The organism is Actinophytocola sp. (assembly GCF_009379765.1).
Taxonomy (GTDB): Bacteria; Actinomycetota; Actinomycetes; order Mycobacteriales; family Pseudonocardiaceae; genus Actinophytocola.
This window is the reverse complement of the sequence record NZ_WHTD01000071.1, coordinates 1-12,294: the sequence shown is the minus strand read 5'-3', so window position 1 is coordinate 12,294 and position 12,294 is coordinate 1. Positions and strand designations below refer to the sequence as shown.

Genomic DNA, 12,294 nt, shown 5'->3' with positions numbered 1-12,294 from the left:
GCCGTGCGCCTTCCGGCCGGTTCGGCGGTGGCGCTGGCCACCCCGGTCGACAAGACGGGACGGCTGGACCGCGACGGTCTCGCGCGACTCGTGCGGCACGTGCTCGCCGGCGGGGTGAAGATGGTGTGCCCGGTCGGCTCGACCGGCGAGGGGGCGCGGCTGTCCACGCGGCAGCGCGCCGAGGTGACGGCCGAGGTCCGGGCCCTGGTGCCCCGCGAGATCCCCATCGTGTCGGGCGTCGCGTCCACCAGCTTCGATGGCACGCTTGCCGGGCTGTCGCAGCTGCACGACGCGGGCGCGACCGCCGCACTGGTCAGTCCGCCCTCGTACTTCCCGATGACCGAAGGGGAGGTGGGCCGGTTCTACGAGCGGCTCGCCGCCGCCCCGCTGCCGATCGTGCTGTACAACATCCCGCAGTTCAGCTCGGTCGCCCTCGCGCCGCCGGTGGTGGCGACGCTCGCGGCCCACCCGGCGGTGATCGGCATCAAGGACAGCAGCAGGGACATGGAGTACCTGCTCGCCGTGCTCGACGCGACCGAGAACGCCGCGAACTTCAGGGTGTTCACCGGCACCGACACCCTCCTCGTGGCCAGCCTCGTGTCCGGTGCGGACGGTGCGATCGCCGCCAGCGCGAACGTCTGCCCCGCGTTCGGCGGCCAGATCTGCGAGGCGGTGGCCGAAGGCGATCTTGACAGGGCGTTATCCGTGCAACGCCGGCTGACCGCCGTGGTCAGGGCGTGCCGGCGTGGCACCCCGCCGGCCGGGTGGAAGGCGGCGCTGGAGATCATCGGCATCTGCGCGGGGAACCTCGTCGAGCCGGGGTCCCGACTGTCCGCGGCGGATCATGCCGCGCTGGCCGGGGAGCTGGCGGCGCTGGGACTGCCGGAGACGGGCCGATGACCCGGATCGAGCCGGTCGCCGGGAACCGGGCCCTCGTCGCCGAGTCCCCCACCTGGGACGACCGCGACAACACGCTGCTCTGGGTGGACATCCTTCGCGGCGAGGTGCACCGGTTCGACCCGGCGGGGGACCGCGATCGCGTGGTCGCCCGGCTGCCGGTACCGGTCGGCTCGGTCGTCGTCCGCCGGTCGCCGGGGCTGGTGGTGGCGGCCGGGATGGGTTTCGCGGTGCTGGACGAATCCAGCGGCGAGCTGAGCTGGCTGGCCACGGTCGACCGCGGTGACCGGATGAACGACGCGCGGTGTGACCCCGAGGGGCGGCTCTGGGGTGGGACGCTGACCGTGGCGCAGCGCCCTGGCGCCTCCGGTCTCTACCGGCTCGATCCCGACCACCGCCTCACCACCGTGCTGGACGACGTCGCGTTGTCCAACGGGCTCGGGTGGAGCCCGGACGGCAGCCGGATGTACTACGCGGACACCGTGACCGAACGGGTGGACGTGTTCGACTACGACCTGGCGACCGGCGCGGCGAGCGGTCGGCGCACCTTCGTGGATCTGCACGAGCACCCCGGCCGGCCCGACGGGCTCGCCGTCGATGCCGAAGGCGGTGTCTGGGTCGCGATGGCGCGGGGCGCCGCGGTGCGCCGGTTCGACCCGGCAGGGCGTCTCGACGAGGTCTTGGACATGCCGACGCCGGGCGTCACCAGTTGCGCGTTCGGCGGCGATGGCCTTGGCGACCTGTACGTGACGACGATGTGCGTCGGGCTCAGCGAGGCCGACCTGGTGCGCTACCCCCAGGCCGGTGCCGTGCTGCGGATCTCCGACCTGGGTGTGTCGGGCCTTCCCGCGCCACGCTTCGCGGGTTGACAGCGACGTTTCCCAGTTCAGCGCGCACATCTCGGCCGGTTCACCCCGTAGTTCGCATGGATGCCGCCCATTCGGGTTCTTGACATTCGTCGCGGGGTGGTTGACATCCAAGGCGGGTGAGCGGCAGAGTACGAGTTCAGAGGTCATACCAGTAGGCAGGAGGCTGCGATGGCACCCCCCGAGGCGGAATCTCGGTTCAACACCAGGCGCGTGCACCGGCTGGCCGGTCGGCGCCGCCGTCACCGTACGTTCACGTTGCTGGTCGGCGCCATTGCCGTCAGCCTGGTCGCCGCCGCGTGCGGTGGCGGCGGGTCGGACAGCGGCACCGAGAACGGCAAGACCGTCATCCGGTTCGCCAACTGGGCCGACGCGGAACCCAACACCCAGCCCGGCATCCGGGCCCTGATCCAGAAGTTCGAGGCGCTGCACCCGGACATCACGGTCAAGAGCGAGCCGGTGTCCTACTCGGACATCGAGCACCAGCTGATCCTGCAGGTGCAGTCGGGCAACGCGCCCGACGTCGCCGAGCTCCAGGGCAACTACACGTTCACCCTCGCCGAGACCGGCACGCTCCAGCCGCTCGACGACCTCGCCACCGACCAGTTCAAGCAGTCGATCATCCCCAACGAGCTCAAGCTCGGCGAGATCGACGGCAAGCTCGTCGCGATCCCGTGGACGGTCGGTCCGTTCGCGCTCTGGTACAACAAGAAGCTCATGAAGCAGGCGGGCCTCGACCCGGCCAAGCCGCCGCAGACGTGGCAGGACATGCTCACCGCCCTGCAGGCGATCCACGCCAAGAGCCCGAAGGTCATCGGTCTCGGTATCGACAGCACCAACCGGACCTACGGCCTCGACCTCAACTGGCCGATCATGAAGAGCTTCGGCGCGGAACCGTTCAAGGGAAACCAGGCCAGCGTCGACACCCCGGAGATGAAGGCGTACCTCAACTTCATGCGGGACCTCACCGCGAAGGGCTACACGCAGGCCAACCAGAAGGGCGGCTTCTTCCGTCAGCCCGCGGCGTCCGACCAGGTCGCGTTCACCATCGACGGCCCTTACGTCAAGGGCGTCGTCCAGTCGGTCAACAAGAGCATGACCGACGACCAGTTCTACGAGACGTGGGGCGTCGCGCCGCTGCCGAGCAACACCGGCCAGCACTTCAGCGCTCCGACCGACCACCAGCTGGTGATGTTCGGCAACTCGAAGAACCAGAAGGCCGCCTGGGAGTTCATGCAGTTCCTGTCGACCTCGAAGGACGGACTCCAGTACACGATCAAGTCCGAGAACTCCGTGCTCCCGGTCACCAACGCGCCCGCCGAGCTCGCCAAGGAGGTCGACAACCCGATCGCGAACGCGTTCCGTGACGACGTCATCCCGACGGTGATCAGGCCGGAGTGGGGTGCCGGTTACGCCAAGGTCTACTCCGACATCATGGCCGGCGTCCAGGCCGCGATGACCAGCAAGGATCCGATCGGCTCGATAACCCCGCAATTGCAGTCGACCGTCCAGTCGGGGCTGGGCTGATGGCGGTTGTGCCACGGTTCGGCCGATCTCGGTCGCCCCGGCGGATTCGCCGGGGCGCACCGTGGATCGACTGGATGACGATTCCCGCACTGCTCGTGCTCGCGGTCGTCATCGGCTACCCGATCGTCCGCACGGTGATCGTGTCCTTCTACGACTTCCCGCTGCTCAACCCGAAGCACGAGTACATCGGGATGGGCAACTTCGATCACCTCACCTCGGACCCGGTGTTCTGGCAGTCGCTGCGCAGCACGGCCGTCTACACCGGCGTCTCGGTGCTGGCCGGGATGCTGATCGGGCTCGTGCTCGCCCTCGTCACCGAGCGGTTGCAGGGCCCATGGCGCATCCTGCGCGGGGCGTTGCTGACCCCGTGGGCTGTTCCCGTGATCGTCGTGGCGTTCCTGTTCCGGTTCATGTTCGAGGACAACGGCGGTGTCGTGAACGCCGTGCTGACCCGGTTGCACATCGTCGACTCGGCGGTGCAGTGGCTGACCAGTTCGGACTGGGCGATGATCTCGGTGATCATCGCCAACGTCTGGTCGCAGGCGCCGTTCTTCCTGCTGGTGTTCACCGCGGCGCTGGGCAGCGTGCCGAACGAGGTCATCGAGGCTGCCCGGATCGACAGGGCCCGCACCTGGTCGATGATCCTGTTGATCAAGCTGCCGTACCTGCGCAGCGCGGCGCTGGTCGGCGCGCTGCTGATGATCATCCAGAACTTCAACAACTTCCCGTTGATCTGGGCGATGACCGAAGGCGGACCGGCGTACAGCACCACGACGCTGGTGATCTACGTCTACCGGTTGGCCTTCACCAGCTTCGACCTCGGTTACGCCTCGGCGGTCGGGCTCGTCTGGCTGGTGCTGCTCCTGGCCATCGCGACGTTGTTCATCCGAGTCCTGCGAGGTGAACGGACATGAGCGTGACACTCGAGAAGCCGCCGGAAACCCCGGAGGCGCCGTCGCGGCCCAAGCAGCCGGCCCGCCGGCTGTCGATGGGCAAGGTGGCCGTGATCGTGTTGATCGCGTTGTTCGCCGGGTGGACGTTGCTGCCGCTGTACTGGATGGTGGCCACGTCGCTGAAGTCGCCGCTCGAGGCGACCAACCTCGATCCGACGTTGTGGCCGCACTCGTTCACGGCCGAGAACTACCAGGGGCTGTTCACCAGTTCGGTGCCCTTCGGCTCCTACTTCGTCAACAGCGTCTTCACCGCGCTGGTCGCCGCGGTGGTGGCGGTGCTGCTGTCCACGCTCGCGGGCTACAGCTTCTCGCGCGGTGGATTCCGGCTCAACGGGGTCACCAGCATCACCGTGCTCGCCACCCAGATGCTGCCGCTCGTCGTGCTCATCGGTCCGCTGTACCTGTTGCTGCTCAAGGCCGATCTGCTGAACACGTACTTCGGGTTGATCCTCGGTTACACCTCGTTCGCGATCCCGTTCGGCGCGTGGATGATGAAGGGTTTCTTCGACGGCATTCCCAGGGAGATCGAGGAGGCCGCGAGGGTGGACGGGTACCGGCGGTTCGGGATCCTCTTCCGGGTCGTGGTTCCCATGTCCATCCCCGGACTCGTGACCACCGGGGTGTTCGTGTTCATGAACACCTGGAACAACCTGCTCTACCCGCTGACCCTGATCAGCACCAACGAGCGGCAAACGCTTCCCGCCGGGCTGATGCAGAGCTTCAGCGGAACGTTCAAGACGGACTGGGGCGGCATGATGGCCGCGGCCCTGCTCACCAGCCTGCCACTGATCATCGCCTTCTTCGCCATCCAGCGGTCCATGGTCCGCGGCATGACGGCCGGCGCGCTCGCGGGAACCTGACGCGATGGGTGACGTTCAACAACAGGGCCGGTTCCGCGGCCAGATCGCCGTCGTCTCCGGTGCCGCACAAGGCATCGGCAGGGCGACCGCGCAGCGCCTCGCCGCGGAGGGAGCGGTCGTCGTCCTCGTCGATCGCGACGACCGGGTCGCCGAGGTCGCGGCCGGGCTCGCGAACGCGACCCACCTGGTCGCCGATCTCGCCGACCCGGCGCAGCGGGCCGGCGTCGTGCCGGCGGTCGTCGACCGTCACGGGAGGGTCGACGTCCTGGTCAACAACGCCGCCACGCTGGGGCAGCGCCGGGCGCTGGTCGACATCGACCTCGACGACTGGTGCCGGGTGCTGGAGACCAACCTGACGGCGGCGATGGTGCTCGGCCGCGATGCCGCGCGTGACATGGCGACCCGCGGCCGCGGTGCCATCGTGAACCTGACGAGCATCCAGGAGGTCCTGCCGGTGTCGACGTACGCGCCCTACGTCACCAGCAAGGGCGGCATCAGCGCGCTGACTCGCGCGATGGCGGTCGAACTCTCCCCGCGGGGGATCCGGGTCAACGCCGTCGCCCCGGGGGTCATCGACTCGCCGTCCATGGCCGACACGCTGCACGACCGTCAGACCGACACGAGCATCGTGCCTCCCGCGTTGTTGCGGCGGTTCGGCCGGGTCGAGGAGGTCGCGGCGGCGGTCGCGTTCCTCTGCTCCGAGGATGCCTCGTACTGCACCGGTGCCGTGCTCCATGTGGACGGTGGCCGACGGCTGGCCAGATCCGCCGACCCGCTGAGCGACTCGTGAGTCCACGTTCTATGAGGAGACCGATCCGATGACCAGTATCAGCCTCAGGGGAGTGCAGAAGCGCTTCGGCGACACCGTCGTCCTGCGCGACTGCGACCTGGAGATCGACGACCACGAGTTCCTCGTCCTCGTCGGCCCGTCCGGTTCGGGAAAGACGACCCTGCTGCGCATCATCGCGGGACTCGAGACGCCGACCGACGGCGTGTTGTACTTCGGTGACGACCGGGTGGACTACGTCGACGTCGGCGACCGCGACATCGCCATGGTGTTCCAGAACTACGGCCTGTACCCGCACATGTCGGTGTACAAGAACATGGCTTTCGGGCTGCGCCGCCGCAAGATGCCCAAGGCGATGATCGACCAGAAGGTCCGCGAAACGGGGGAGCTGCTCGGCATCGGGCACCTGCTCGAACGGCGGCCGAAGCAACTGTCCGGCGGGCAGCGCCAGCGCGTGGCGCTCGGCCGCGCGATCGTGCGTGACCCCGCAGTCTTCCTGCTCGACGAGCCACTGTCCAATTTGGACGCCCACCTGCGTGTGCAGATGCGCGCCGAGATCCTCAAGGTGCACAGGGCGGTCACCGCGACGGCGATCTACGTCACCCACGACCAGGTCGAGGCGATGACCATGGGCGACCGCATCGCGGTCATGAACGACGGGGTCATCCAGCAGCTGGGCACCCCCGACGAGCTGTACGACCACCCGGTCAACAAGTTCGTCGCCGGGTTCATCGGCACCCCGGCGATGGGCTTCCTGACCTGTGACATCACGCGCAGCGCGGGCGGAGCGGACTTGCACGGGCAAGGGGTCCGGTTGCGGCTGCCGGCGGACCGGGCGGCGAGCCTGCCCGACGACGCCGACAAGGTGGTGTGCGGCATCCGTCCCGAGCACTTCCAGCCGATCTCCATCGCGTCCGCCGACGAACACGACTGCGTCATGCAGGGTGTCGTCGAGGTCGTCGAGCCGCTGGGCTCCGAGCAGCACCTCATCGTGGAGATCGGTGGGCAGACGGTGGTCGCCAAGCTGCCACGGGAACACCAATTCGAGCGTGAGGAGAAGGTCGCCCTGACCGTCGACCCCCGGCGGTTGCACCTGTTCGACTGCGAGTCCGGGGAGGCATATCTGTGACGGACAGGATCGCGATGGTCCGCGGCCACCGGGTCGCGCCGCGGTGGATCTTCGTCGAGGTGCGCACGGAGGAGGGCCTCGCGGGCTGGGGGGAGGCCATCGTCCCCAAGCGCGCCGCGGCCGTGCTCGGCGCTGTGGAGGACCTGGCCCGCAACGTCGTCGGCGCCGACCCCTCGCGGATCGAGGAGCTGTGGCAGCGGATGAGCCGGGGCGGCTTCTTCCGCGACGGACCGGTTCTCGCGACGGCGAGCGCGGCGATCGAGCACGCGTTGTGGGACATCAAGGGACGACGGCACGGGCTTGGCGTGCACGAGTTCCTCGGTGGCGCGGTCCGCGATCACGTCCGGCTGTACGCCTGGGTCGGCGGCGACCGGCCGAACGACGTGGTCGCCCAGGTCAAGGCACGCCTGGACCAGGGGTTCACCGCGGTGAAGATGAACGCGACCGAGGAGCTCGACCTGCTCGACAGTGCCGAGCGGGTGGACGCGGTCGTGGCCAGGGTGGACGCGATCCGGTCCGCGTACGGCAACACGGTCGACGTGGCGCTGGACTTTCACGGGCGCGTGCACCGGGCGATGGCCAAGACGCTGCTGCACGAGCTGGCGCAGTACCGGTTGCTCTGGGTCGAGGAGCCGCTGCCGCCTGGCCAGGAGGACCTGCTGCCCGAGATCGCCCGGCACGCCGGAGCAACGCCGCTGGCCACCGGTGAACGGCTGCTCACCCGTGCTCAGTTCGCGCGGTTGCTCGAGATGCGCGTCGTGGACGTGATCCAGCCGGACGTGTCGCTCACCGGCCTGTTCGAGCTGGAGAAGATCTGCCGGATGGCCGAGGCGTACGACGTCGCGGTGGCCCCGCACTGCCCGAACGGCCCGATCTCGCTCGCCGCCTCGGTGCAGGTGGACTTCTGCGCGGGCAACGTGATCATCCAGGAACAGAGCCTCGGCCTGCACTACAACCAGGGATACGCGGGGCTGCCGCCGGGGGAGATGGCCGACTACCTGCTCGACCCGGCTCCGCTGAGCCCGGTCGACGGGCGCCTGCCCCGCCCCGAGGGGCCGGGGCTCGGCATCGAGATCGACGCCGAGGCCGTCGAGGCCCGCGGCGCCGACTGGACCCTCGCCGATCCGGTGTGGCGGGTCGACGACGGTCGCTACGCCGAATGGTGAGGGCGGCGCCGGACATCACGCGGGCTTGACAGCGGATTCAGCCCCAACCAGAGTGTCCGGAGGACCGAGGTCAAACCAATCCCCATCTCCACCTCGTGGATCCCTCCGTCAGGAGGTCAGAGGTCCGTCCACGATCCCCTATCTGAGGAGGGTGTGGTGACTCGAACCGCCAGAAGCCGTTTAGCCTTGCTGGCAGGTCTCAGCCTGGCAGTGACGCTCATGTCCCCGGTCGCGCAAGCGGCCCCGACCGACAACAACGACTGCCCGTGGGTCGGATCCTCGGCCCCGCCGGACGAACGGGCGCAGGCCGTCCTCGCCAAGATGACGACCGAGGAGAAGGTCGCCACGCTGAGCCTGAACGGCAGCCCGGACGGCTACCAGAACTACTTCCCGGCCATCCCTCGGCTGTGCGTGCCGCGACTGCTCCTGCAGGACGGTCCGGCCGGGGTGGCCGCAGGCTTCACCGGCGTCACCCAGTTGCCCGCCCCGCTCGGCCTCGCGGCGACCTGGGACCGCTCGCTCGCCGAAGGCTACGGCGGCGTGCAGGCCACCGAGTCGTGGGGCAAGGGCATCCACGTCGCACAGGGGCCGAACCTCAACATCGCCAGGGTGCCCCAGGGCGGGCGGGACTTCGAGTCCTACGGCGAGGACCCGTACCTGAGCGGGCAGATGGGCGTCGCCAACATCACCGGGATCCAGGACAAGGGGGTGATGTCGAACGTCAAGCACTACTTCGCCAACAACCAGGAGACCGAGCGCGAGTCGATCAACGAGCACATCGACGAACGGACCCAGCGCGAGATCTACATGCCGCAGTTCGAGACCGCGGTCAAGGACGGCAACGCCGCGTCGATGATGTGCGCCTACAACCAGATCAACGACGTCTACTCATGCCAGAACCACGCGATCCTCACCGACGTCCTCAAGGGCGAGTGGGGCTACCGGGGCTTCGTGCGGTCCGACTGGGGCGCCGCCCACAACACGGCGGACGCCTACAACGCCGGCATGGATCTCGCCAAGCCCGGACGCGCCGACCTCGCCGCCGCTGTCGACTCAGGGGCGATCCCGATGTCGCGCATCGACGACGCGGTGACCCGGGTGCTGCGGCGGATGTTCGAGTACGGGTTGTTCGAGCGCCAGCCGACCGGCACGAAGGACAGTGTCGTGACGACGCCCGAGCACGCGGCCCGCGCGCGGGACATCGCGGCCCAGGGCACCGTGCTGCTGAAGAACAAGGCCGGTGTCCTCCCACTGGACAACACCAAGGTGAACTCGATCGCGGTGCTCGGCAACAACGCCGCCGAGGGCGTCTACACCGGTGGCGGCGGCAGTTCGTCGGTCGTTGCGCCCTACGTCGTCAGCCCGCTGACCGGGATCACGGACCGGGCGGGCAAGGGTGTCACCATCAACCGCGCCGAGGGTCAGCCAGACGGTAGCGGCGCACTGCCGCCTGTCGCGTCGCAGTACCTGACCCCGCCGTCCGGAACGGGCAACGGCCTCGAAGCGAGCTACTACAACAACACCGACCTCAGCGGCAAGCCGGTGCTGACCCGCGTCGACCCGAACATCGACTTCGACTGGGACGGCGCTCCCGGCCCTGGGGTCAAGGCGAACAACTTCTCGGTGCGGTGGACGGGTTCGATCACCCCGCCGACGAGCACGAAGTACACGTTCTCGCTGCTCAGCCTTGACGGGTCGCGGCTGTACGTCGACGACAAGCTGGTCGTCGACAACTGGAACGACGGCCGCACCTGCTGCCACAAGCTCCCCGACGCCAAGTGGGGTTCGGTCGACCTGGCAGGCGGCCAGCAGCACTCGATCAAGGTCGAGTACTTCCACAAGTCCGGGGATCGTCCTGTCCACCTCGGCTGGGCCGACGTCGCGCAGATGCGTGAGGACGCCGCGGCGGCGGCCGCGAAGTCCAATGTCGCGGTCGTGGTCGTCAACGACCGGCGCACGGAGAGCATGGACCGGCCGAACCTCCAGCTTCCCTACGAGCAGGACAAGCTGATCGAGGCGGTGGCGGCGGCGAACCCGCTCACGGTGGTCGTGCTCAACACCGGCGGGCCCGCGTTGATGCCGTGGGCGGACAAGGTCTCCGGCATCGTCGAGGCGTGGTACCCGGGCCAGGAGGACGGCAACGCGCTCGCGTCGGTGCTGTTCGGCGACGTGAACCCGTCCGGCAAGCTGCCGATGACCTTCCCGAGCGACGAGTCGAAGACCCCGGTCAGCAGTCCGCAGCGGTGGCCTGGCGTCGACGGCCAGGCGCACTACTCCGAGGGTCTGCAGGTCGGCTACCGCTGGTACGACGCGAACGACGTGCAGCCGCTGTTCGCGTTCGGGCACGGTCTCTCCTACACCCAGTTCGCCTTCAGCGACCTCTCGGTCACCCCGGAGGCGATGGTCAACACGTCCTTCGGCGCCGGAGCAGCCGGGCAGCCCGGCAATCCGGTGAAGGTGACCGCAACGGTGACCAACACCGGGAGCAGGGCGGGCTCGGACGTGGCGCAGCTCTACCTGAGCTACCCCGGTTCCGCCGGCGAGCCGCCCCGGCAGCTGCGGGGATTCCAGAAGGTGTCTCTTGAGCCCGGGCAGTCCAAGACGGTCGAGTTCACCCTCGACGGCCGCGACCTCGCCTACTGGAAGACCGACGCCAAGGCCTGGGTGATGCCCTCGGGGACCTTCCAGGTGCACGTCGGTGACTCGTCGGCTGTGGCGGGTCTGCCGTTGCACGGCCAGTTCCAGGTGGTCAAGTCGGCAGGCAACCACCGGGCCTCCCTCGACGCGCCGGCCACGCTCGCCCCGGGCAGCCCGACGACCGTCACCGGGACCTTCGTCAACGACGGCGACTTCCCCGTCGGCGACGTCGACTACCAGCTCCAGGTGCCGCAGGGCTGGCAGGTCAAGCCGGTGGGCACGCAACCGTCGGAGGTCGACGCCCACGGCTCGGCGAAGCTCAGCTGGCAGGTGACCCCTCCGTACGCCGCGCAGGGCACGCAGCACTCGCTCACGCTCCAGGTCGGCTACGGCACCGCTGGTGGCGAGGCGAGCGTCAAGTCCGCCGCGTCGAACGTCGGCGTCAGCCAGATCGCCGAGTTCGCGTTCACCCCGGCGCAGGTGGTGCTCGACTCCTCCGGCAACGCCTCCGCCACGCTCAAGATCACCAACAAGGTGGCGTCGCCGGTCACGGTCGACTGGCAGGCCACACCGCCGCCCGGGCTCACGCTGTCGCCAAGCTCGGGCACGGTGACCATCGCCCCGGGTGCGTCGTCCTCGGTCGCGGTCGGCGTCTCGTCGGACGGCTCGGCGGGGACCGGATCACGCACCGTGGAGGTGTCGGGCACGGCGAAGATCGATGCCGGTACCTACGACCTGGCCGGTAGCCAGGTGGGCGTCGTGGTGCCGTACTCGTCGCTGGTCGCCGCGTTCAACAACAACGGCATCACCAGCACGGCCAACCCCGGTGTCGGTGACATCTCGGGCAGTGGCATCACGTACAACGAGGACGCGCTCGCCGACGTCGGCCTGACGCCGGGAGGCACGTTCACCTCGGACGGGATCACCTACACCTGGCCGGACGTGCCCGCCGACCAGCTGGACAACGTCGCCGCGGCCGGTCAGACCGTGCCGGTGTCCGGTAGCGGCACCAAGCTCGGGTTCGTCGGGTCCTCCACCTACGGCAGTGGGACGGGCACGGGGACGGTGCACTTCACCGACGGCAGCACGCAGGAGTTCACCCTGACCCTGTCCGACTACTACAACCCGGAGCCGATCGCCGGCAACACGGTGGTGGCCAACGCCGCGTACCGCAACGGCCCGAACGGCATCAACAACCACACGGCGACAGTGTTCTCGGCGTACGTCGAGCTGACGCCGGGCAAGACCGCCGCCTACGTCACCCTGCCGGACATCAACTCCGGGAACGTGGCGACGAACGTGGTCACGATGCACATCTTCGCCGTGGCCGTCGGCGGCTAGCCCCGTCTTCCGCACATGAGGTGGGGTGGACAGGTCAGGCGTGTCGGTGATGTGTCTGACCTGCCGATCTGTGAGTCTGTCGCGTTGTGGATCAACGTGGACGACGGGCCCGGTATGTCGCGGCGAGTATC

9 protein-coding genes are annotated in these 12,294 nt (G+C 68.7%); all 9 read left to right on the top strand.

The annotated features are described in order from the left end of the window. Nucleotides 1-3 precede the first annotated feature (3 nt). The 9 genes from GEV28_RS21670 (at nucleotide 4) to GEV28_RS21630 (ending at nucleotide 12,163) form a co-directional block, all read left to right on the top strand. On the top strand, nucleotides 4-900 hold the full coding sequence (locus GEV28_RS21670; RefSeq protein ID WP_291413941.1) for a dihydrodipicolinate synthase family protein: 897 nt from the start codon (nucleotides 4-6) through the stop codon (nucleotides 898-900). Beyond that, a complete protein-coding gene (locus tag GEV28_RS21665; RefSeq protein ID WP_291413940.1) occupies nucleotides 897-1,766 on the top strand; it encodes an SMP-30/gluconolactonase/LRE family protein in 870 nt (289 codons plus the stop codon). Before GEV28_RS21670 ends, GEV28_RS21665 begins: the two co-directional genes overlap by 4 nt. A 168-nt stretch (nucleotides 1,767-1,934) precedes the next feature. Beyond that, nucleotides 1,935-3,290 carry an ABC transporter substrate-binding protein gene (locus GEV28_RS21660; protein ID WP_291413939.1) on the top strand — a complete coding sequence of 452 codons (1,356 nt, stop codon included), beginning with the start codon at nucleotides 1,935-1,937 and terminating at the stop codon, nucleotides 3,288-3,290. 74 nt (nucleotides 3,291-3,364) lie between these two features. Continuing rightward, nucleotides 3,365-4,204 (top strand): carbohydrate ABC transporter permease, encoded by an 840-nt coding sequence (locus GEV28_RS21655; protein WP_291413938.1) that lies wholly within the window; start codon nucleotides 3,365-3,367, stop codon nucleotides 4,202-4,204. Further along, on the top strand, nucleotides 4,201-5,103 hold the full coding sequence (locus tag GEV28_RS21650; RefSeq protein ID WP_291413937.1) for a carbohydrate ABC transporter permease: 903 nt from the start codon (nucleotides 4,201-4,203) through the stop codon (nucleotides 5,101-5,103). The genes GEV28_RS21655 and GEV28_RS21650 overlap by 4 nt, the downstream gene beginning before the upstream one ends. 4 nt (nucleotides 5,104-5,107) lie before the next feature. Continuing rightward, the gene (locus GEV28_RS21645; RefSeq protein ID WP_291413936.1) at nucleotides 5,108-5,893 is read left to right on the top strand and encodes an SDR family NAD(P)-dependent oxidoreductase; all 786 of its coding nucleotides are present in this window, start codon (nucleotides 5,108-5,110) and stop codon (nucleotides 5,891-5,893) included. Nucleotides 5,894-5,921: 28 nt separating this feature from the next. Next, nucleotides 5,922-7,019: an ABC transporter ATP-binding protein gene (locus GEV28_RS21640; protein WP_291413935.1), complete on the top strand. Its 1,098-nt coding sequence runs from the start codon at nucleotides 5,922-5,924 to the stop codon at nucleotides 7,017-7,019. A 14-nt stretch (nucleotides 7,020-7,033) separates the two neighbouring features. Then, nucleotides 7,034-8,185 carry a galactonate dehydratase gene (gene dgoD / locus GEV28_RS21635; RefSeq protein WP_367115158.1) on the top strand — a complete coding sequence of 384 codons (1,152 nt, stop codon included), beginning with the start codon at nucleotides 7,034-7,036 and terminating at the stop codon, nucleotides 8,183-8,185. A gap of 219 nt (nucleotides 8,186-8,404) precedes the next feature. Continuing rightward, a complete protein-coding gene (locus tag GEV28_RS21630) occupies nucleotides 8,405-12,163 on the top strand; it encodes a glycoside hydrolase family 3 C-terminal domain-containing protein (protein WP_291413959.1) in 3,759 nt (1,252 codons plus the stop codon). Nucleotides 12,164-12,294: the final 131 nt, after the last annotated feature.

Coding starts and splice junctions, on each gene's coding strand:
- GEV28_RS21665 (WP_291413940.1), top strand. CDS start 897: ATGACCCGGATCGAGCCGGTCGCCGGGAACCGGGCCCTCGTCGCCGAG.
- GEV28_RS21660 (WP_291413939.1), top strand. CDS start 1,935: ATGGCACCCCCCGAGGCGGAATCTCGGTTCAACACCAGGCGCGTGCAC.
- GEV28_RS21655 (WP_291413938.1), top strand. CDS start 3,365: ATGACGATTCCCGCACTGCTCGTGCTCGCGGTCGTCATCGGCTACCCG.
- GEV28_RS21650 (WP_291413937.1), top strand. CDS start 4,201: ATGAGCGTGACACTCGAGAAGCCGCCGGAAACCCCGGAGGCGCCGTCG.
- GEV28_RS21645 (WP_291413936.1), top strand. CDS start 5,108: ATGGGTGACGTTCAACAACAGGGCCGGTTCCGCGGCCAGATCGCCGTC.
- GEV28_RS21640 (WP_291413935.1), top strand. CDS start 5,922: ATGACCAGTATCAGCCTCAGGGGAGTGCAGAAGCGCTTCGGCGACACC.
- dgoD (WP_367115158.1), top strand. CDS start 7,034: ATGGTCCGCGGCCACCGGGTCGCGCCGCGGTGGATCTTCGTCGAGGTG.
- GEV28_RS21630 (WP_291413959.1), top strand. CDS start 8,405: ATGTCCCCGGTCGCGCAAGCGGCCCCGACCGACAACAACGACTGCCCG.